Source organism: Lewinella sp. JB7, from assembly GCF_024297185.1.
In the GTDB taxonomy this organism is placed as follows: domain Bacteria; phylum Bacteroidota; class Bacteroidia; order Chitinophagales; family Saprospiraceae; genus Neolewinella.
This window is the reverse complement of record NZ_JANCTD010000010.1, coordinates 100,825-123,386: the sequence shown is the minus strand read 5'-3', so window position 1 is coordinate 123,386 and position 22,562 is coordinate 100,825. Positions and strand designations below refer to the sequence as shown.

Genomic DNA, 22,562 nt, shown 5'->3' with positions numbered 1-22,562 from the left:
GCCATGCCCAGAACCCTCTCCGACCTCTGCGTACACACGATCACGACCAAACCCTGGTCGCTGGAGACCGCCGTGGAAAAGTATGCCGTCGCCGGCATCCGGGGGATCAGCGTGTGGCAGGACGCGGCCGAAGCCGTAGGGTTTGCCCGGGCGGGGCGGATCCTCGCCGATTCCCCCCTGGAGGTGGTGAGCTACGTTCGCGGGGGCTTCTTCCCCCACAGCAGCGCGGAAAAACGGGCCCGGGCGCTCGATGACAACCGTCGCCTCATTGACGAAGCCGCAACGATTGGCGCGCCGCTGCTGGTGCTGGTCTGTGGTGCCGAGCCGCAACAGTCACTGAGCGAAAGCCGCCGGCAGATTCAGGCGGGCATAGAATCCCTGATCGACCATGCTTCCGACCAGAACGTGCGCCTGGCGATCGAGCCGCTGCATCCCATGTACGCCGATACCCGGTCGGCCATCAACTCGCTCGGACAGGCCAACGACATGACCGAATCCATCGACCACCCACAAGTAGGTATTGCCGTCGATGTGTATCACCTCTGGTGGGACGACCAGCTGGAAGGGGAGATCTTGCGGTGCGGGAACCACGACAATCTCTACGCCTTCCACATCTGCGACTGGAAGGTGCCGACGACGGATATGCTGCTGGACCGCGGACTGATGGGGGAGGGGTGCATCGACGTCCCCCTCATCCGCTCCTGGGTTCAGGCCGCCGGGTTCCGGGGGTACCACGAGGTGGAGATCTTTTCGAACGAATACTGGGCCCTGGATCAGGATGTATTCCTCGATCGCATCACCGAAGCCTACCGCAATCATAGCTGACCACATCCCATTACTAATAATCATGCACCAAACAACACCCCAAACTTCCCCGACCTCCGCACCCCCCGACCGCCATACGCTCGGCATCATCATGAACGGGGTAACGGGCCGGATGGGTACGAACCAACACCTGCTGCGTTCCATCGTCGCCATACGCGAACAGGGTGGGGTAGCCCTCCCCGACGGAAGCACGATCTACCCCGAACCCATCCTGGTCGGCCGCAACGCCACCAAACTGGCGGCGCTCTGCGAACGTACCGGAATCGACCGGATGACGACGGATCTGGAGGAAGCCCTGGCCGACGACTTCTACCAAATCTACTTCGACGCGCAGATCACCGGCCGCCGGTATGCCGCCGTGAAGCGGGCCATTGCGGCCGGCAAACATATATACTGCGAGAAACCTACGGGCACCACCACCGAGGAGGCACTCGACCTGTACCGACTGGCCAGGGCGGCCGGAGTAAAACACGGCGTGGTACAGGATAAGCTCTGGCTCCCGGGACTGCGTAAGCTCAAACGGCTGATGGAAGCGGATTTTTTCGGGGATATCCTCAGCGTCCGGGGCGACTTCGGCTACTGGGTATTCGAGGGAAGCTCGATCCCGGCCCAACGACCCAGTTGGAATTACCGTAAAGAGGACGACGGGGGCATCATGGTCGATATGCTGTGCCACTGGCGCTACGTGCTCGACAATCTTTTCGGGAAGGTGGAGAGTGTATTCTGCCTCGGGGCCACCCACATTCCCGAACGCATCGACGAGCGGGGTAAAGCTTACCGGGCCACGGCCGACGACGCGGCCTATGCGGTGTTCGAGCTCGCCGGCGGGGTAGTGGCCCAGTTCAATTCCAGCTGGGTGACCCGCGTGCGCCGGGACGATCTGCTGACCATTCAGGTAGATGGCTCCCGCGGTTCCGCCGTTGCCGGACTACGCGAATGTCACGTGCAGCACTACGGCAACACTCCCAAGCCGGTCTGGAATCCGGATGTCCCTCAGCCCATCGACTTTTACGGAGACTGGTCGCGCGTACCCGAACAGGAAGCCTACGACAACGCCTTCAAGGTGCAGTGGGAATTATTCTTACAACACGTGGTCCTGGATACGCCCTTTCCGAATGACCTCCTCGAAGGAGCCAAGGGCGTACAGTTGGCGGAACTCGGGCTGCGCAGCTGGGAGCAGCGCTGTATGCTCACCGTCGAAGACCTCGAAGCCTGATGGCCGCGACGAACACCCCGACGGCCTTCGTTACCGGAGGCAGCCGGGGGATCGGACTGGGGGTCGTTCAGGCCCTCATCGACGCCGGTTACGCGGTAGCCTTCAACGGCGTGCGCCCGGAAGCCGCGGTTGCCGAACTCCTTACCGAGTTACGATCCTCGAGCAGACAAGATGTCATCTACGTGGCGGGAGACATCGGGGATTCCGCGGACCGCCACCGCATGGTGGACGAAGTGTATGCCCGCTTCGGGTACCTGAACGTGCTGATCAATAACGCCGGGGTGGCACCCCGGGAGCGCTCCGATCTGCTCGAGGTGAGCGAGGAGAGCTACGAACGGGTGGTCGGCATCAATCTTCAGGGCACCTTCTTTCTGACCCAGGCCATCGCGCGCCGCATGGTGGCCGACCGCCAGTCCGACGACACCTTCACGGCCTACATCATCAACGTCGGATCCATCTCCGCCACCGTAGCCAGCATCAATCGTGGCCAGTACTGCATCTCCAAGGCCGGCCTGGGCATGATGACCCAGCTCTTCGCCACCCGACTGGCGCCCGAGGGCATTCCGGTGTACGAGTTGCGGCCCGGCATTATCCGCACCGACATGACCAGCGCGGTGGCCGAGAAATACGACAAACTAATCGCCGAAGGACTAATGCTGCAGCCCCGCTGGGGATATCCGGAGGACGTGGGGCGGGCCGTAAAGGCGCTGGTTGATGGCGCGTTCGCCTATTCCACCGGACAGGTCATCATGATCGACGGGGGGCTCACCGTATCCAGATTGTAAAGTCTACCGACCATGGAAAGCCAAAGAAACAACCATACCGCGTGGAGGATTTGCTGTACGCTGGCGGTGGTCATCCTGTGTCTCGCCTTCTCCCCGCTATTCATTCCCGCCGGGCAACACGCCCCCCTGCTCCTGGGGCTGCCCTACGCGCTCTGGACGGGCATCGCGCTCTGCGTGCTTATGGTGGTCATTACTTACGTAGCCACCCTCGTCCACCCGGGCAATACTTCACGCTAATCGATCATGCTGCAGTCACTCCTCATCGTCGGATGTATTTACCTCGCGCTCCTGATCGGCGTATCCGTATGGCAACGTCGACTGCGCACCAACAGCAAGGATTACTTCCTGGCCGGGGGGAGTCTGCCGACCGTGCTGGGACTGTTCACCTTCGCCGCCACGCTGTTCAGTACGTTTACCCTCCTCGGGATGCCGGATTTGTTTCGGGTGCACGGGATTGGGGCCTGGCACTTTCTGGCCGTGAGCGACATGGCCCTGATCTTCGGCGTGATCTGGATCGGCTACCACTTCCGGAAGGTGGCCCTCAAACAGGGGTTCTGGGGGATGGCCGGCTTTCTCAACCAACGGTACGGCAACCGGCTGGCGGGCGGGGTAGCCTTCTTCGGCGTATTCGTTTTCCTCATTCCGTATGTAGCCATCCAGATTAAGGGAGTATCGGATTTCGTGGCCCACGCCTTTCCGGACCTGCTTCCGGGGTGGGGCTGGTCGGTGCTCATGGTCGCGGTCATGTTGCTGTACAGCGAGCTCGGGGGGCTCAAAGCCATCGTGTACAACGACGCCATTCAGGGCCTCGTACTCCTCGTGGTGATCTGGATCGTCGGGATCAGTTGCGTTCGCGAGGTAGGTGGCCTGGAGGCGGGTTACGCCAGCCTCATCGAACGCCAACCGGCGCTGGCGAGCGTGCCCGGACCGCGGGGACTGTTTACGCCCCAGTTTCTTATCGGCTCCATGGTCGCGATTCTGCTGATCCCCTTCACCCAGCCGCAGGTCAGCATCCGACTGGCCATTATGCGCGATAACCGCTCCATGTACCGCATGGCCGTCGGGGTGGGCACCTTCGCCATTCTCGTTATTCTACCTACAGCCTTCATCGGCCTGTACGGATCCCTACGGTACCCCGAGCTTACGGCTTTTGAGTTTCTTACCCAGGCACTCATTCACGACCAACCCGCGACCCTGGCGGCCTTCGTGCTCATCGGATTACTGGCCGCGGCGATCAGCACCGCCGATTCTCAGATATTCGCCCTCGGTACCGAGTTGCGTTCCATCCTGAACATTCAGGATGACCGCCGCCTGACCCGCATCACCAAGATCGGGATCGGTGTATTCGCCCTCATTGCCCTGGCCTTTAGTGTCGTGAGCAGCGACCAACTGGCGCTGTTGGCCCGGACCAGTTTCGCGGGGACCTCCTTACTGGCTCCGCTGATCTTCGTGGCCGTTTTCGGGCGGCGCGGCGCGGGGAGCCGGCTGTTACCCCTCGTCACGCTGGCCGGTATTCTCGTATTCGTCGGTTCCCTGTTCGGATGGATTCCCGAGCATCTGCTGGGCTTACGCCTTGATCTGCTGCTCCTCGTGTTGCTGGCCCTGGTAGCGGTGGGCATCGGCTTGCTCGACGAAGGAGAGGAGGAAGCGGCGCAAACAAACTGAGTGATCCGGCGGAAAAATCGTTGGGGAACCGATCTAATCCGGGAATCCCTTAAATTATGTTGTCGTCCGGTTAAGGGACCTCCGTTCCGGACAATCCCGCGTCAAATGCATCGTTTTCGCTGCGCCGAGGCGGCTATACTCACCGCGTAACCGATCGGCCAACAAACGATCAGGCACACCATCATCTATGTTCAGCAACAACTACTTCACCCACACATCACTACTTCCTTTCCGTCCAGTCATTGCACGATCGTTCGGTAAACTGGTATTTATTCCCATTCTTCTACTACTGGGCCTACCGGGCCTGCAGGCGCAAAACAAAACGTTCAATGAAGCCGGTAAGGTGGTGATCGACGTCCGGCAACCCTCCCCCCGCTTGGTCAACTTCCGCCACGGTACCCGCATCGACAGCGTGTACGGACTGCAGGACGGTGCGTACACCACTACCATCGAAGGGACGTCTATTCTACGGGTACCCGCCGAGAATATTGGGCAGGTGATTCTTTACGTACGGCTGATCGGGTCGGCGGATACGAGCATCTTCGTCGACAATCCGAAACTGAAGGGCAGCATCACCATCCTACCGGTATCCGGCGGCAAGGAAGTGGAGGCCGCCCGGGCTGTGTATCACTTCGGCGGCGCGGACACTTACCGTCAGATCTACTATCTGAGCCAAACGATCGGAGTAGATGAGGTAGTGGTCACCTTCGAATCGATGGCCGGCTTTTTCATTCTTTCCCGGGCCGAGATCATTCCCTACACGCCCTACGGCATCGACAATATTCGGAACCAACAACAGTACGACAGTCAGTTGAGCTCAAAACCCGACCGCTACGCCACCCTGCGCGCCGGTTACACCGAAGAGCTGAAACGGATCGAGAGTTACCACAAGGTGTTGCGGGAACTGATCGGCCGGGAAGAAAGCGCCGGTCTGGCGCGGCTGAAGACTCAGGGCTACAACCCCTTCGGCTCGCCGGAATTTCAGCAGTACTTCAACCAGCTGCTCGAAAAAGCGGACGCGGCCGAGCGCGCCGAACTTACCCAGGTCCGCCGCGACATCAGTCAATTCAATTTCGAGGAGATCGCGCTGACCGTCGACAACCTCTTACTCGGCGGTAAATTCTCTACCCTCATCGGTTTGATGGGTAATGCCTTTTCCGGGGGGATGTCACTCGCCGATAGCCGCGGACGTACCCAGAACATAATGGAACTGAACGGTACTCACTACTTCCGCGACGACCGTGGCACGAAAATCAAACTCGAAGCGATCGAGGATGAGGAGGTACTGCGTAGGATCGAGGAGCTCTCCACGAAGAACAAGCAGTTCCAGCAGTACATCTCCATTCTCCAGCAATTCATGGGACAGGATCTCGATCTCCAGAATAAGATCAACCAGGACATCCTCGTTGCCCGCACCCTGATGGGTGAGTTGGAGAAAGTACAGTGGCAGCTTCTCGACGACATCACCGACCGCCCCCGTAAGGAGTTCATCGCCGATAACACGATCAACTACACCGCCTCCTACGACGCCATCGTTCAGGACTTTCCCGATCTGAATGCCGCCTCCCTCGACTTCCTCGACCAGCAGGAAGTGCGGATGCAGTCTATCCGCAGCGAACTACGGGACATCCGTACGAAGTACCAGCGACTACTGGGCAACCTGAAAACGCACTACGATAATCTCTACCAGGACTATCCCCAGGACCGGCTGGCTGCCTTCCAGTCCCTGAACTTACTCCCGGTAAGTCTCGGAGAGTCGTGGAACGATAATCAGCGCCAGATCATCGCTCGCTATAAGGAAAGTTCCCTGTTGCATATGCTCAACGGTGCGTTGTCGGGTCAGTAACCAGGTCCGACACCGATTGGTAAAGCATCTCGTACGCCTGCAGCGTGGGGTGATGGGGAATGCGATCCCCCCGTTCGTTCAGATCGAATAGTCCGCAGTTGGAATAGCTGGTCAGATCGTCCCAGTCGGGTCGGTCCACGACCGGATAGATGCACACTCCCCAGAATTGATCCGTCCGCTCCACGACCCGCTCAATGTCGCCCGCAATTTCCGTTAGCCACCGCGGCCGATCGTCACCGAAGTGGCCGGTTTCCGATAGGAAAAAGGGGCGGTGGTAGCGTTGGTGTGCGTGGAGCAGCATTTCGTAGAGGGGAACCCGGCGGGGAATCGTTTCCGGCCAGGGTAGGGGGACCACCCCATCTTCCCACTGGCCGTTGTAGTAATAATTGAACCCCAGGATGTCGAGGTATTCTTCCTTCCCTCCAAGGTCGGGGCACATACGACCGGCGATGATGTCCATGGCCTGAAACTGATCGTTGTTGAGGTTGGCAACGTGGGCCGGACTGGAATGCTCGGTGGGGTGTACCCGAATGAGGGGTTCGACGGTGAGTATCCGACAGGTGGGGTCGGTCTCCCGCAAGACCCGGATTGCGGCAATGGCCGCCCGGCACAGGTGCCACTTGATGTCCCACCCCGAATGGGTGGCGAAGGGTACCGTGCCGCGCATGTCGCCGGAGTGCCACGACAAAAAGCTGATCTCGTTAATGGGTACTACGAAAAGGGTATCGTTCACCAATTTGCGGTGGTACTGAGCGAAGGCCCGACAGAGGGCCGTGAAGCGGTCCACGAAGCGCGGATGGGTGGGCATCAGATCATCGGGGTAGCCAAAGTGGCACAGGTCCCAAATGATCTGAATACCCTGACGGTGGGCCGCCCGGATGCGGTTTCCTACCTCCGAAAAGTCAAATTCGTAAGGGCGAACCTCGACCGCCGACCAGCAGATACCCTCGCGCACGGTGTGCATCGACAAGCGGGTGAGCAGGGCGTAGTCCGCCTCGGCCCGGAGGTCATGCTGGGTCTCCCGCAATAAATTGATACGGTCCCCGGAGCGGTTGACGTGGTCGGCACACTCAAAACCACCCATGAGGAAGGAGCGAAAGGGATTCACCCGGCGACGGCCTTTGCTCGCATAGTCGCCGGCGCGGCAGTAGCCGGCGTAGGCTCGAGTTCGGAGAACAGGTCCAGGGCTGCCTTGAAGGCCTGGTCCATATTGAAGTACTTGTAGTTGGCGAGGCGACCGACGAAGTATACGTCCTGCAGCGCCTCCGCTTCCCGCCGGTATCGCTCGTAAATCTCCTGATTGCGAGCATTAGGTACCGGGTAGTAAGGATCCCCCTCATCGGTGGTGTACTCCTTAACGATGGTGGTCACCTGTGGTCCCGTCTGGTTTCCGAAGTGGCGGTACTCGACGATGCGGGTGTAGTCAACTTCCCGTCCCGGATAGTTGATCACGGAATTTTCCTGAAACTGTTCCCGGTCAACGGTTTCGGATACGAAGTTGATAGACCGATACTCCAGCTTTTCGTTGAGGCTGTGCTTAAACTCGAAGAAGCGATCGATGGGTCCCGTATAGAATAATTTTTCGGGGCGGCCGATCTCATCCTTCACGTCGAAGTAGTCCGTATTCAGCCGCACGGTAATGTTCGGGTGGTCGAGCAGAGCGGCGAAAAGGCGGGTGTAGCCCCCCCGGGGGAGCGCCTGGTACCGGTCGCTGAAGTACCGGTCGTCAAAGTTAGTCCGTACCGGGATACGGTTAAGCACCGAGGCGTCGAGCTCTTCGGGGTATTTATCCCACTGTTTCTTGGTGTAGTGGCGGAACATCTTTTCGTACAGGTCTTCTCCGACCTTGTGCAACACGGCATCGCGACCGTTGGCGGCGTCGGGGATATCAACCCGCGCGTCCTCCAGCCAGGCCCGCATTTCGGTTTCGTTGCTGATCGACAGTCCGTATAGTGTATTGACCGTCGTAATATTTACCGGAATGGGGACGAGTTTGTCGTCGACCTTGGCCAGGACCTTATGCTCCCAGGGATACCAGTCGGCGAAGCGGTTAACGTAAGCCCATACATCCTCATAGTTGGTGTGGAAAAGATGGGCGCCGTACTTCGAAACCAGGATGCCGTTGTCGTCGACGTAGTCGTAGCAATTGCCGGCAATGTGGTCCCGTTTTTCGATGATGGTTACCCGTTTGCCGCGGGAGGCGTAGCGCTCGGCCAGGACGGCACCGGAAATGCCGGCGCCGATGATGACAATGTCTGAGTATTTCACGCGAGTTGTTTTACGATGATGGATTCCATCCGGCGCACTGTCGCGTCCCAGGATGTTTGCGTCAGAATAGTGGAGTAGTCGGGGGCGGAGGGCTGGTCCAGGGCCCGGCGAATCGCCCGGGCGAAGGCGGCCGGACCGTCGATGATGGGAACGACATCGGCGTACTCACGCACCACGTCCCGAATAGCCGTGGAAATGACGGGTCGTCCGGCCGCCATGTATTCCAGCGTCTTGGTCGGACTGATAAACTTGGTCGCATCGTTGAGGGCGAAGGGCATCATGGCCACGTCGAAGCACTGCAGATAGTTGGGCAGTTCCTGGTAATCGCGCATGCCCAAGTAATGGATATTGGGGCGGCGGGGCAGATCGTCGGGCGAAATTTTGGCCAGGGGACCGATCATTACGAACTGCACGTCGGGAAGTCGCTCGGCCGTTCCGTCCAGTAGGGGCAGATCGATACGCTCGTCGATGACGCCGAAGTAGCCGACGATGGGGCGGGGTAGGGCGGCAATGTCGGGAGGCACCGGAAGTCCCTGCAGGGCACGGGCGAAGTGATCCTGATCGACGGAACTGGGAAAGCAGTGTACTTCATCGTGAAGTTCCGCTTTTGCTTCGTAAAGCGAACGGCCTCCGGTAAAGACCACGTCCGCACGATCAAGCAAGGCCCGTTCCTGTTCGATCAGCCGCGCCGGGGCTCCCCGGAACAGACTCAGTTCGTCCATGCAGTCGTACACCACGCGGTCGAACGACAGATCCCGGAGTACTCCGATGAAAGACGGCGAATAAAACCAGCCAACCGAAGCCGCGGGTCCGGCGTATTCGGCAACGATGGAGCCCACTTGGTCGATATCGTGTGTATTGGGCTGCAGGACATCGAGCCCCTCCCCAACGGAGCGCAGGGTGCTCCCCGACTGGTCCGGCCGGTGCCAGGGCTCCTCCACGAATAAGACACGCTGCTGACGCGCCAGTCGACTGATGATGTGTTGAGGACGTTGGTAGACAAAGTCCCAGCGCAGGTGACAGAACACGACGATATCGTAAGGCCGGGAGGTGGCCAGGGTACCGTGCGTTCCACCCGCCGGGGTGGTAGCGTTGGTCATACGGAAAGGGTATTGAAAAGGCTTGCGGAGGTGCGGTTCCTATCCACGAGTGTCCCGAGGGGGAAGCGCTGAAATCAGGTCGGGTGACACCGGCAGCGAAGCCGTTCGGTACACCGTAGGGGTTTAACTCAAATGTGAGAAGATTGGTTCTGGAATGTTAGGTTTATGTGACCGGAAATATTTCCGGGGGGATAAAACTCCAAAAACTCGCCAAAGTAAACACGGAATCAGGTGAAGACACCGGTCCTCACGGGAACGTTGCATTAGCCGGCTCCCGCGGACCACCGCCTTACGTCTACTTCGGGCGGTGGGTCTTGCCCGTGCTCCAGCAGATCGAGGAGCCAGCGGCTGCCCAATGGGGCCAGGGATGCCCCCTTCGTGCCGAGTCCGTTGAAGATGTACAGCCGTGGTTGATCGGGATGGCGGCCGATGACCATGCGGCGGTCCCGCACCGTGGGGCGGATTGCCGAGCGGTGATCCGTTACCGTAAAGGGTACCGTAAGCACTTCCCGCAGACGGTCGGTCAGATACTGACGGGCGGTTGGGGTCGGTGTATCGTCCGTGAAATTATTTTGGCTCGTAGCTCCGACCCAGTATTCGTGCTCCGCCTGGGGTACCAGAAACACCCGGTGCTTGAACAGTCGATCGAGAGTCGCTTGCTCCGTGGTCACGTACAATACTTCTCCCTTGTTCCCACCCGACGGAAGGAAAGCGAAGTAGGGATTGAAGCGCGAGCGCCAGCCTTCGCAGAAGATGATGCGGTCATAATCCTGCGGTAACCGGGCGTAGTCTACGGCCCGCGCGATCAATCGATTCTCGGCGGCGATAAGATCGCGAAACGTCGATACGAGCAGACTAACGTCCACCCGGGCGCTGTGGCGGACGCCGGCGTAAGCGAAGGCCGGTTGGGTAATGTCCGGTATCCGACCGAGCGGGGGGTGGTCGTCCAGGTAGGTCGCGTATCCCGCATCGGCCGAGCGGGCTAACCAATCGTTTTCGTCTCCGCGATTGAAGAGGGTCCGGACGAGGGGCAGATCGTGCCACAATTTCACCCCGAGCAGGCTGGCTAGTTCTCCGTACAGGGCGCGGGCCTCGGGGAGCAGCTCATCAATACGCCAACTCTTGACGAAGCGACGGCCGGTAATGGGATTGACGATACCGGCGGCGACGCTACTGGCCGCGGTTTGCTCCGGCGCATCCTGATAGTGCACCAGGTGCCCCGCCCGTTCGAGGCGAAATCCGATGAGGGTGCCGGCCAGTCCCTGGCCGATGATGAGGTATCTGATGCCGCAATTTGCGACATTATTTGATGGTAGCCATGAAAACGGATCGGGTACGGCAGACCAGGCCCGATCGGTACAGACATACGTAGCGGTGCTCCGGCATCCCCGCCACCTAGGGTCGGGTTACCTTTGCGACAACTAAGCCGATCAGTATGCACACCATTACCCTCTCTAAAGGCCGCGAAGGCGCTATTCAACGCCGCAACCCCTGGGTGTTCTCGGGTGCGGTACAGCGCGAGGAAGAGGGCGTGGCGGATGGCGACACCGTGCGCGTGACCGACCATCAGGGCCGGCAATTGGGGGTCGGCCACTATCAGGCTGGCAGCATTCGGGTACGCCTGATCCACTTCGGCGACGCGGACATGCCCGACGATCACTTGTCCCGGCAACTGGCGGCCGCAATCTCCCTGCGCGCGACGCTGGGCTTATCGGACGATCCACTCACGAACGCATACCGACTGGTGCACGCCGCGGGTGACGAGCTGCCGGGATTGATCGTCGACCGCTATGCGTCCGTGGCGGTCATTCAGTGCCACAGTATCGGTATGCACCGCCAGCGGGACACCATTGCCGCGGCCCTGCTCCGTTTGCTGCCGGGCGTCATTACGTCCGTCTACGACAAAAGCAGTGCGGTGCTGCCGGATCGCTACGCCACGGAAACCACCGACGGGACGCTGGCCGGGGAGCCCGTTACGGAGGTAGTGGTGCTGGAGAACGGCCGTCGCTTTCACGTCGACGTAGCCGGAGGGCAAAAGACCGGGTTCTTCCTGGACCAACGCGAAAACCGCTGGCTACTCGCAAGTTACGCCCAGGATAAGCGGGTCCTCAATACCTTTTGCTACACCGGAGGGTTTTCCGTGTACGCGCTTCTGGGCGGCGCCGCGCAGGTGCAGAGCGTAGACCTGAGTGCGAACGCTACGGCACTGACCGACGAAAACGTTCAACGCAACGGCGATTTTACCGCCCATCACGAGACCCATACGGCCGACGTCATGGAGTGGCTGAAGGAGAACGCCGAAGCTCACGCTTACGACATCGTGGTGGTAGACCCTCCGGCATATGCCAAGAACAAACACCGGCGCCACAAGGCCGTGCAGGCCTATAAACGCCTAAACGCCCGGGCGATGGCGGCCATCAAACCGGGCGGTTTACTTTTCACCTTCAGTTGTAGCCGGGTGGTGGACCGACAGTTGTTCTACGACACCATCGTCGCGGCCGGACTGGAATCGGGCAGGGCGGCGCGGGTGCTGCACCGCCTGGGGCAGGGACCTGACCATCCGGTCAGTCTCTATCACCCGGAGGGGGAATACTTAAAGGGGCTGGTCCTGCGCATTGATTAGCCAGGCCAGCCCCTTCAGGAACGGTGGATCCGTAGAATGAACTAGGGAATCAGAGCCGTCAGCGTAAAGTTGGCGGTCGTGGTGCTGCTAGCATCCACGCCGATGCCGAGAAGGTTCACCCCGGCCAGCGCGCTGGCGGAGAAGGTGCCCTGCATTTCGATCTCACCGTCGCTGTCCGCGTCCCGGTAAGAAACCGCCACTAATTCGTAGCTGCCGGCGGGCAGGAAGGCCAGAGTGTAGTCGCCGCTCGCCTTGACCGTGGTGCTGGATACGGCCTGAAGGAAACGAGCGTCCTCGTCGCCTTCCGCTTCCTGATCGGAGTACGACCCCTGGGTGTAGGCATATACGACGATCGTTCCGTCCGCGTCCGTAGAATTGGTCACTTTCCCGCTGAGGGTGCCCGAGCGATCCCGCTGGACGAAGCGCACGGAACTCTGCAGGCGGCTTTCGCCGGCGAAACGGTATTCGGACGACTGGTCATCAGCCCGCACGAGGGCTTTGCGGAGGTCAAAATCGACGACGGCGCGGACGGCGCTGTTTTGCTGGACGTCCATGGCGGAATTCTGGACCCGAATAACACCGTCGTTGGCAACGGCGAGCGCCACTTTCTGATCGTCCTGATCGAGCACGTAGCAACCCGGGTGACCGTTTACCTCCTCATCCTCGAGTACGATCTCGAGATTCGAGTAAGATTTTGCGTCGAGTTGCCCGGAAAACAGGGTGGCGGTACGCCCTTCCGTGAGGGCCGAAAGCTCAACCGTTGACTGGCTGAATCCTTCCAACGATGCACCGTCGACGCGAACGTCCGCGACGGTAACGAATACGGCTTTGACGTTGGGATCATCGACGGGGGCGTCGGTCATTTCCAGGGTAAATTCACCCCGGCTCTCCGCGGTGCTTTCTTCCTTTTCACAGGAGGGAAGGAACAGGGTGAGGGCCAGGACCGGTACGATAAGTTTCGGTAAGTTGGTGGTAAACATAGATTAGAACTGAATGAAATAATTGGACATCGGGAAGGTCCGGTCGGAACAGGGGTCACGTCCGGTCGCTACCCGGATATCCGGGATTAGCAGGATGCGATGGGGTATCCGGGACCATAGGGTTCCGAATCGCCCGGCGAACGAAAAGACAAACGGGCACCCGACGGGCTCTATTGCCGGAAAGACGTTAATCTTGCTCCCTTCACCCCGGTTGTGGTCTCCGTGACTTCCCCCTTCCACCTTTCCCTCCTATGAACAGCCCTCCCACCGAACCTAGTAAATCGTTGCCGGTTCTAAGGCGGTAACCCCCGCACAAGCAAAACCCCCTTTGGCAGCAAGCACCGGTAAGAAGATAGGTAGGTTCGTATTTTGGTTGATTGCCTCCTTACTGGGGTTGATCGTCCTGCTCTTTCTGTTGGTCCAGCTACCCTTCGTGCAGCGCAAGATCACGACGGAGGTCGAGAAGATCGCGCGCAACACCTTACAGTCGGACGTCGGCATCGGGGACATTAGTATCAAATTTCCGTCCGGGCTGACCGTAGACCGGGTGTACGTCAATAATCCCGCGGGGGACACCATTGCCCGCTTAGGACACCTCGGTATCGGCATCAATATGTGGTCGCTTATCCGGTCGACGGCCGAGATCAATACCATCGAGATCAACGACGTTTACGCGAACGTCATCACCACGGAATCTAGTAGTAATATTCAGTTTTTGCTCGATGCCTTTCTACCGGTAGATACCGTCGCGATGGCTGACTCTCCACAGGCGGATTCGGTAGCCAGTAGCAGCGGTGGCTGGCTCGTCGATCTCAACGGGGCTTCGCTCTCGCTTACCAACGCGGATATCTATTACCAGGATGATCCAACGGGGATTCTGGCGGACGTAACCGCCCGGCAGTTGCTGGCGGAGATCAACGAAGCCGACCTGAACGCGATGCGCTTCGACATCGACTACCTCGACCTTAACGGAACGGACATTGCCGTCGCGATCGGGGAAAGCAGCACCCCCGTAGATTCTACCGCTGAGGCCGTACCGATTGAACTAATGGCCGGGCGGATCACCGTGGCCGAGAGTTCCTTCCGCATGGCGATGGACAGCCTGGACCTGGCCACCGAAATTCCGTACTTCAATCTGGAAGGTTCGGAGCTGGTCATGGGTGACAGCATTTCCTACCGCGGAGAACTTTTTCAGCTGCGGGAGTTCGCTTTGCGGATGGACACGCCGGCCCCGCCGCTGAGCGGACCGGGAATGGACTTTAATCACATCGCCCTCAGCGACGTGGAAGCCGAAGCCACCGACATCGCTTACATCGTGGATTCACTGGACCTGCGTCTCCGCCAACTTAGTGCCCGCGAGCGTAGTGGATTGACCATTCAGCGAACCGAAGGACACATCGTGTACAACCCCAGTTATCTGGGATTACAAGGTTTCGTTCTGCAAACGCCGCACAGCGAACTACGGAGCGACGACACGGCCATTAAGTACGACTTTACGTCCTCCGATCTTGAACGGATGGTGGCCCGGGCCCAACTGGACGGACATCTGGGACTGCGGGACATCGCGCTGCTTGCCCCGCAGTACGCCACGGAGAGCATCGTACGGAACAATATCGGTCAGCAAATCGACTTTTCGGTACGCGCAAACGGGACGGTCGCGCAGTTGGAAATCGGCCGCATCCAGGTGGACGGTCCGGGAATAAAAGTTCGTGCCAGCGGCTCGGCCACCGATATCCTTGACTCGGAGCGGGCCGGTGGTCGCCTGTTCCTGCGGGAGTTTAGTATAACTCCCGGACCCCTGCTGCCCCTCGTACCCGAAGGTACGCTGCCGCCCGGCATCGACTGGCCGCAACGCATCGTAGCGGAAGGTACGGCTACCTACCGCGACGACCGGTTGGAACTCGATTTGTACGCCCTCGAAAATCGGGTGTTCGGTAACGGTCTGAATAGCCGGGTGCGCACGAGTGGGGTGATCAATGGCGTACAATCCTATCCCCGCACCCGACTCAACGTTCGGCTCGACACCCTGCTCGCGACCCGGGCTACCATCCTGGCGTACGTCCCGCCGGGTACGCTGCCGGAAGATTATACCCTTCCAGACTTCGTGCGGGGGAGTGGATCGGTGAGCGGTCCCATGGACAACCTCGACGTGAACTTGCGACTCAACCTGCCGGGTGACAGCACCTACGCCCGCATCAACGGAAACGTACGTAACGCCCTCGATCCCGACCAACTGGCGCTGGACCTCGAAGTGAGTGATCTGGGCATCAACATCGGCGACGTACGATCGATACTGCCCGACAGTATGCTGCCGGCGAACCTGAACCTGCCCGATCTGCGGATCCGCAACGCGCGCATTTCCGGTTCACTTACCGATCTGAATTTTGACGTTCCCCTGGAAACTTCGAACGGCGACTGGAATTTACGGGGGCGGTACGATCCTACGGATCTGAACGTATCGGCGCGCATCACCGGGGTAAGCATTCCCGATTTATTCACCGGACCGCTGCGGGACACGCTCCAGCAACTGCAGCTTGGGTTACTAGACATCCGGGCCGACGTGACCGGGCAGCTAGAACCCGCCATGGACCTCAACATTGCCGCCTTCGTGGCGGAAACGGACGGTGACTCATTACTGGACCTCACGGCACTGGTCACCGACCGACGGTACGAAGCGCGTTTCGACCTTATGCATCCGGATATGCTGGTCAACGGGAGCGGTAGGTACCTGCTACACGAGGACAGCACGGCCTTCGTCGAAGCTCTCGTGAACGTGGAACGCGTGGAACTGCAACAGTGGGGGATTACGCCACAGCGGATGGAAGTATCCGGCAACCTTGTGGCCCGCAGTGAGGGAATAGATCCTTACGCCCTGGATGCCTTCTTCCGACTGGACGATTTCATCCTGCGCGGAGCGGAGGGAAGTAGCTACGTGGATTCTCTCCTGCTGACGGCATCGATGCACGATCGGGAAAACGAAATTTATCTGCGCTCGGACGTGATGGACGGTGACCTGGTGGGCACCTTCGATCCGCTCAAAACCCCCGAAAAACTGACGCAGTTTATCACGGGCTACTGGGATCATTCGATCCGTCAGCCCGACCCGGTGGAAGACGGCAGCAAACTCGATTTTACCTTTAAACTGAAACGCCCGCAGGTGCTCACCGGCGGACTGGTGGCCGGGCTGACCCAGTTGTCCCCGATGAACATGTCGTTGTTGTACCGCGACGCCCGACCCGAACTCCTATTCAATTTGGACCTGGGAGAACTCGTGTTTTCGGGAGTAGAAGCCCGCGATCTACACATGAAGGCGATCGGAGATACGGCTTCGTTGAATTTTACCGCCGACTGGGGGGACATTAACTACAACGATCAGGTGCAACTGGGCCGCACGGTCATAGCCGCCGAAACGGTGGACGAGGAACTGCTGGTCGAGCTAAAGCTGTATACCGAGGAAGATAGTTTGCGTCACTACCTAGGGGCCTTCATCGATCAGGAGGGCGATTCGCTGACGGTTCGTCTGGAGGAGGAGCAAATTTTGAATTTCGAATCCTGGATGGTGCCGGCCACCAACTTAATCGCTATGGCCGGGCCGAACCTCATCATCAATAATCTGGCGCTGCGTCACGGAAGTCAGGCCCTGCTGGCGGAGACGTCGGACTCCAACACGGTCCACATCGCTTTCGAGGATTTCGATCTGCGTACCCCCAGTCGCCTGGTGTTCTCGGAAGAGGAAGTCGCCGGCGGTATTCTGAACGGGACGGTCGATCTGGATAACGTGCTTACCAATCTTGGTATCCGCACCGATCTCACCATCGACGATTTTTCCTGGTCGGGTTCCGTGGTTGGCGACGTGGCGGCGGACGTTACCAGTGATGACCAGCAGAATTACCGGATCGACGTGGTGCTCACCGGCGAAGGAAATGCCGTGGAAGTAACCGGAAACTATGCACTGAACGGTCCCATGGACCTTCTCGTAGACCTCGAAAGACTGCAACTTTCCAGTGCGGAACCCTTCAGTTTAGGATACCTGACGGAGACGGAGGGCTACCTGGCGGGTGAAATCGGAGTGACGGGAACGATTGACGCCCCCGTACTGGACGGCAGCGTGGCCTTTCAGGACGCAAGCCTGGTGATTAGCCTGCTTGGGGAGCGCTTCCGGATGGGAGAAAATCCGATCACCTTCTCTAATCAGCGTATCACCTTTACCAATGGTTTGTCCGTTTACGACAGCCGCGGCAACGATGCCGTACTGACGGGTAACATCTTGCTGAACAGCCTCACTGACATCCGGCTGGACATGCTGCTCGTGGCCGAGGATTTTACCGCAATCAACTCCACCGACGACGACAATCCTGACTACTACGGCACCATGTCGGTCGACGCCCGGGTGGAAATCGGCGGCACCGCCACGCTTCCCGTGCTGAACGTGGATGCGACGACCAACGACGGATCGGACATCACCTACATTTATTCGGTACCCTCGGAGGGACTGGTCGACAATGAAGGTATCGTTGAATTCGAGGAGCAGTACCAGTGGGCCGACATTATCCGCCGCGATACGAGCATAGATACCGATTCCCTGGTGGCCGCACGTACGGGCGTGGATATGACGATCAACCTGGACATCAAACCGAATCTGTTGGTGACCGTGGTGGTGGATCCGGCGACGGGCCAGACCTTTACCGGGCGGGCCGAAGGGAACCTGACCCTTAAGATCAATCCCGACGGCAGTCAGGAGGCCACCGGGCGGGTGGAAGTGGTCCAGGGCCGCTACGATTTCATTTACCAGGTCATCAACAAGGAACTCGACATCGCAAAGGGCAGTACGGTCACCTTCAACGGAGACATTACTAATCCGATCCTGGACGTCACGGTACGCTACGCCGTAAAAACATCGCCGCTACCCCTAGTAGAGGCCATGAGCGGCGGGTCGGTCTCCGATGCCGGTACCCTGCGGCGCAAACAGACCTTTTACGCTCTGATCGGCCTGAAGGGGGAATTGCTGAACAGTAACCTGACGACCGACGTCGTCTATCCGGAAGACGTTTACGGCAACCTCGGCATCAGCTCGATCACCAACGCACTATCGACCCTGCGACAGGACGACAGCCGCCTCACGACAACGACCTTCCAGTTGCTGGCCTTCGACGGCTTCAACATTCCGCTCATCGACCAGGGTGGGGGAGACGGAACGAGCCTGGCCAACACGACCCTGAACAATGCCCTGGGCGGTTACCTGAACAATCTGGCTAACAAGTACGTCGGCTTCGTCGAGCTTGACTTCGGTCTGGACAGTTACCAAGATGCGGACGGTCAAACGAATACGAACCTCCGGGTCAGTTTGCGCAAAACCCTGTTCGACGACCGGGTGGTCATCAGTGTAGATGGCGTGACGGGGAACGAAGCGGACGAAGCCGCCGGAACCCAGCAGACCTATCTCGACAACATCACCGCCGAATACCTGATCAACGACGACGGTACCTTCCGCCTCAAGTTCTTCAACGATCGTGACCGGGACATCCTGGTGGGTGGTAACGTTCTGCGCTACGGGGGCCGCCTGACCTTCAGCAAGGATTTCGACCGCTTCTTCTGGACACCAAACAAAACCCAAAAATGAGCATGCGACTGACCATAGCCCTGCTCGTCCTGACCGTGACCGGATGTAAGGTGACGCAGTTCCTGCCCGAGGGAGAACTGCTCTACCGGGGTGCATCGCTGACCGTAGAATCGGCGGACAGCGTGGATACCGAACAACTGGAAATCGAACTCACCACTACCCTTAATCAGAAGACCAACAGCAAAATTCCGCTGATCGGCTACCGCAACATCTGGCGCTACTACAAATTCGAGCAAAAGAAGGCCCGGAATCCGGAAAAGTACGCGGACGATCCCGACCAGATCAAGGGCGAGGAACCTATATTCTTCGACGAGACGGTGGTAGAGGCCGTCAGCGAACTACTCGAGAATCGCTCTTCCAACAACGGTTATTTCCAGAATGAAGCCTCCTACACGCTCGACACGAGCCTGGAGGCGCGGGAGGTGGCCGCGGACTATACGGTGACGGTAGGTACCCCGTACACGATCGATTCCGTGCAGTACTTCTGGCGCGACACGAGCGTTGCCCGGATCATCGACAGCGTGCGGTCGAACAGCGTACTGCAGCGCGGCATGCGTTACGACCTCGATGCCATCAAGGCGGAGCGCAACCGTTGGCAAGAAACGCTCAAGCGAGCCGGATACTTTTACGCGAACGGAAACGACTTTTTGTTTCTTGCTGACACCGTGACCGGAGATTACCAGGTCGATCTACTCGCAAAGCTCAAGACGGACGTTCCCCCCCAGGACCTGCGTCCGCAGCGAATCTCTCAGGTCAATATTTATCCAAACTTCGACCTGGCCGATACGGTCGACCGGCGTCAAATAACCCAGACGGAGATCAACGGCCTTAATATCCGGTGTGAAGACTGCCCGCTACGGCCCAAGATCATCGATGAGGCCTTCTATATGCAGGCCGGGGACCTGTATAATCCGGACCAGCACCGGAAGACCCTCCAACGGCTGGCCAGTTACGGGACCTTCCGCTACATCAGCATGGACTACGAGGACGCCCCCGGCTCCGATTCCAGCCTGATCCTTAACGCCTACATGGACCCTCTGCCCAGACACCGCTTCGAGGGAGAACTGGGTATTACTTACAACAGCGCCCGGTACGTAGGACCCAACGTCCGGCTGGCGTATACGAACCGAAACCTCGCACGGGGCGCGGAGGAGCTACGCCTGGAGGGTGATTTCAGTTACGCCGTTTTCCTCGGCAACCGCGACCAGATCCGGGTACCGACCTCCGGAATTTACGGACTCAGCGCAACCCTGAACGTTCCGCGCTTGTGGCTTCCCAAACGCCGTAAATTATTGCCGCGTGTAATGAGTAGCGGCACCGTCATCACGCTTGGGGGAAAAATGGAGAGTCTGTCCCTGACACTAAACAAATTCGCCCCCGAAATAGCCTCACTCAACCTCACCGATCTGGCCGCCGAGCTGGAACAGGATCCGGACGCGAGCGAATCGGTAAGTCTGTTGCAGCTGCGTGCCCAGTACGGCTACACCTGGCGCCGCCGCGTCAAGAAGAGCCACTTGCTTAACCCGCTCTCCGTGCGGCTCCAGGATCCCATAGTCAGCAACGACGAAGTCCTCGACATTGCCCGGAACCTCGGCCTTGCGGACGGGACGACGGACTCCAATACGGCCGCGGCCAGTCGCTTCGATCGCATGATCGTGTACTCCCCCAACTATACGTTCACGTACGATACCCGACTGGACGGAGAGGACCGCAACAATCTATTCTGGCAACAGTACTTATCGATGAATTTTAACAATGTCTTCCCCGTCGGCAGCGGCACCGAGGACATTGGGCGGGTATCGAGCATCTACCCCCAACTGGAGACCGACCTTCGTTACTATCTCGGTCTGACGCGATCACTGCAGTTGGCAACCCGCCTGCACGGGGGCGTGGCCTATCCCATTAGCGACCGGGCAATCGTTCCATACTTCGATCTGTACACGATCGGCGGACCGAACAGCCTCCGTGGGTTCGCACCGCGACAATTAGGACCCGGCCGGACCGCCCCCAGCAATAACAACCTACTTACCACCGCCGGCTACGGCAACCTACTGCTGGAAACGAGTATCGAACTGCGCCAGGAAGTAACTCCGTTAATCGAGCTGGCGGCCTTCGTGGATGCCGGTAACGTCTGGACGTACAAGACGGAATTCGAACCCCTCGATACCGATTTTAGGCAGCAGGATTTCATCAATGAGCTGGCCATGAATTACGGCATCGGCTTCCGCTTCGATCTGACCTTCCTCATCTTCCGGATCGACCTGGCCAAGCCCTTCCAAATCCCCTACGAAGAGACCGTCAGCCAGTTCCAGATCCCGCAAAAATTCGTGGGTGATCCGGTGGATAAGAGCCTCCGTTTGGTGGTAGCGTTTGGTTATCCCTTCTAAGTATAACTTCGTCCGTGCTAACACTGCACACGGACGAACTTCGCCGGGTGCTTTTCCTATAGATAGAAAACGCACCCATGAGAGCATTAACCTATCACGGACAGGGCGACGTACGCGTCGATAATCATCCCGATCCGCGCATCGAGCAGCCAACCGACGCGATCATTCGCATCACGTCGACCGCGATCTGCGGTTCCGATCTTCACCTCTTCGACGGCTTCGTGCCGATGATGAAAGCCGGAGATATAATCGGTCACGAACCCATGGGGATCGTCGAAGAAGTCGGATCGGCGGTGAAGAATATTAAAAAGGGGGACCGGGTCGTCGTCAGCTTCACCATATCCTGCGGTAGCTGCTGGTTCTGCGAACAGACGCTGTACTCCCTCTGTGACAATACGAATCCGAAGCCCGAGAATGCCGAAAAAGCCATGGGGCACTCCCCGGCCGCGGTATACGGATACTCCCACCTGCTCGGTGGCATACCGGGGGGGCAGGCGGAGTTTCTGCGCGTTCCCCACGCCGATCTCGGAACCATCAAGATCGAAAGCGATCTGCCCGATGAGAAGGTGCTCTTTCTCAGCGACATCTTCCCGACCGGATATATGGCGGCCGAAAACGCCCAGATCGAGGAAGGAGATACCGTAGCCATCTGGGGATGTGGTCCCGTAGGACAATTCGCTATACAGAGTGCCTGGATGATGGGCGCCGGTCGCGTCATTGCCATCGACCAAGTGGCCGAGCGATTAGCTATGGCCCGGAATCACGGCAAGGCCGAAACGATCGACTTCTCCGAAACGGACGTACTCGAAAAGCTTAAGGAAATGACCGGTGGGCGCGGACCCGACCGCTGCATCGATGCGGTAGGTGCCGAGTCGCACGCCGCCAACCAGGTGACGGCAGCCGCCGATGATCTGAAGCAAACGCTGCACCTGCAATCCGACCATCCCTACGTGCTCCAGCAGGCGATCATGGCTTGCCGGAAGGGCGGGACACTATCGGTGCCGGGCGTATACGCCCAGGCCGTCACCATACCCTTCGGAGCGGCGATGAACAAGGGGCTGACCTTCAAAATGGGACAGACCCACGTGCAACGCTACTTACAACCCCTGCTCGATAAGATCATGGCCGGGGAGATCGATCCCAGCTTCCTGATCACCCACACCGAACCGCTCGAAAAAGCGCCGGAAATGTACAAGGCCTTCCGGGACAAAAAGGACGGCTGCATCAAGGTGGTCCTGAAGCCCTAA

Annotated in this window: 15 protein-coding genes; 10 read left to right on the top strand and 5 right to left on the bottom strand. The window is 59.0% G+C overall.

Translation table 11 applies throughout. The features are described from left to right. Positions 1-3: 3 nt before the first annotated feature. From NMA52_RS16840 to NMA52_RS16815, 6 genes are all read left to right on the top strand, one after another. Positions 4-825 (top strand): sugar phosphate isomerase/epimerase, encoded by an 822-nt coding sequence (locus NMA52_RS16840; protein ID WP_254828873.1) that lies wholly within the window; start codon positions 4-6, stop codon positions 823-825. Between the two features lie 22 nt (positions 826-847). Next, on the top strand, positions 848-2,041 hold the full coding sequence (locus tag NMA52_RS16835) for a Gfo/Idh/MocA family protein (protein ID WP_254828872.1): 1,194 nt from the start codon (positions 848-850) through the stop codon (positions 2,039-2,041). Beyond that, a complete protein-coding gene (locus tag NMA52_RS16830; RefSeq protein ID WP_254828871.1) occupies positions 2,041-2,826 on the top strand; it encodes a 3-ketoacyl-ACP reductase in 786 nt (261 codons plus the stop codon). The genes NMA52_RS16835 and NMA52_RS16830 overlap by 1 nt, the downstream gene beginning before the upstream one ends. Before the next feature lie 12 nt (positions 2,827-2,838). Further along, entirely contained in the window at positions 2,839-3,063 is a 225-nt protein-coding gene (locus NMA52_RS16825) for a hypothetical protein (RefSeq protein WP_254828870.1), read from the top strand. A 6-nt stretch (positions 3,064-3,069) separates the two neighbouring features. Further along, positions 3,070-4,491 carry a sodium:solute symporter gene (locus NMA52_RS16820; RefSeq protein WP_254828869.1) on the top strand — a complete coding sequence of 474 codons (1,422 nt, stop codon included), beginning with the start codon at positions 3,070-3,072 and terminating at the stop codon, positions 4,489-4,491. A 187-nt stretch (positions 4,492-4,678) separates the two neighbouring features. After that, complete coding sequence (locus NMA52_RS16815) at positions 4,679-6,337, top strand: hypothetical protein (RefSeq protein ID WP_254828868.1); 1,659 nt, start codon at positions 4,679-4,681, stop codon at positions 6,335-6,337. Here the strand turns inward: NMA52_RS16815 and NMA52_RS16810 are convergent. The 4 genes from NMA52_RS16810 to NMA52_RS16795 form a co-directional block, all read right to left on the bottom strand. Next, positions 6,312-7,445, bottom strand: a complete 1,134-nt coding sequence (locus NMA52_RS16810) for an amine oxidase (protein WP_254828867.1) — start codon at positions 7,443-7,445, stop codon at positions 6,312-6,314. The two genes, NMA52_RS16815 and NMA52_RS16810, sit on opposite strands and share 26 nt — an antisense overlap. Continuing rightward, positions 7,442-8,605: a UDP-galactopyranose mutase gene (gene glf, locus NMA52_RS16805; protein ID WP_254828866.1), complete on the bottom strand. Its 1,164-nt coding sequence runs from the start codon at positions 8,603-8,605 to the stop codon at positions 7,442-7,444. The genes NMA52_RS16810 and glf overlap by 4 nt, the downstream gene beginning before the upstream one ends. Beyond that, entirely contained in the window at positions 8,602-9,705 is a 1,104-nt protein-coding gene (locus NMA52_RS16800) for a glycosyltransferase (RefSeq protein ID WP_254828865.1), read from the bottom strand. Before NMA52_RS16800 ends, glf begins: the two co-directional genes overlap by 4 nt. Positions 9,706-9,968: 263 nt before the next feature. Then, positions 9,969-10,976, bottom strand: a complete 1,008-nt coding sequence (locus NMA52_RS16795; protein WP_371930985.1) for an NAD(P)/FAD-dependent oxidoreductase — start codon at positions 10,974-10,976, stop codon at positions 9,969-9,971. 164 nt (positions 10,977-11,140) lie between these two features. On the opposite strand from NMA52_RS16795, the gene NMA52_RS16790 reads away from it, so the two are divergent. Then, on the top strand, positions 11,141-12,328 hold the full coding sequence (locus NMA52_RS16790; protein WP_254828864.1) for a class I SAM-dependent rRNA methyltransferase: 1,188 nt from the start codon (positions 11,141-11,143) through the stop codon (positions 12,326-12,328). 41 nt (positions 12,329-12,369) lie between these two features. Here NMA52_RS16790 and NMA52_RS16785 read toward each other — a convergent pair whose 3' ends face one another. Beyond that, complete coding sequence (locus tag NMA52_RS16785) at positions 12,370-13,308, bottom strand: DUF4382 domain-containing protein (RefSeq protein WP_254828863.1); 939 nt, start codon at positions 13,306-13,308, stop codon at positions 12,370-12,372. 373 nt (positions 13,309-13,681) lie between these two features. On the opposite strand from NMA52_RS16785, the gene NMA52_RS16780 reads away from it, so the two are divergent. From NMA52_RS16780 to NMA52_RS16770, 3 genes are all read left to right on the top strand, one after another. Further along, positions 13,682-18,928 (top strand): translocation/assembly module TamB domain-containing protein, encoded by a 5,247-nt coding sequence (locus NMA52_RS16780; RefSeq protein ID WP_254828862.1) that lies wholly within the window; start codon positions 13,682-13,684, stop codon positions 18,926-18,928. A 2-nt stretch (positions 18,929-18,930) separates the two neighbouring features. After that, positions 18,931-21,315, top strand: coding sequence for a BamA/TamA family outer membrane protein (locus NMA52_RS16775; RefSeq protein ID WP_254828861.1), 2,385 nt, complete (start codon positions 18,931-18,933; stop codon positions 21,313-21,315). Between the two features lie 77 nt (positions 21,316-21,392). Next, positions 21,393-22,562: a zinc-dependent alcohol dehydrogenase gene (locus NMA52_RS16770; RefSeq protein WP_254828860.1), complete on the top strand. Its 1,170-nt coding sequence runs from the start codon at positions 21,393-21,395 to the stop codon at positions 22,560-22,562.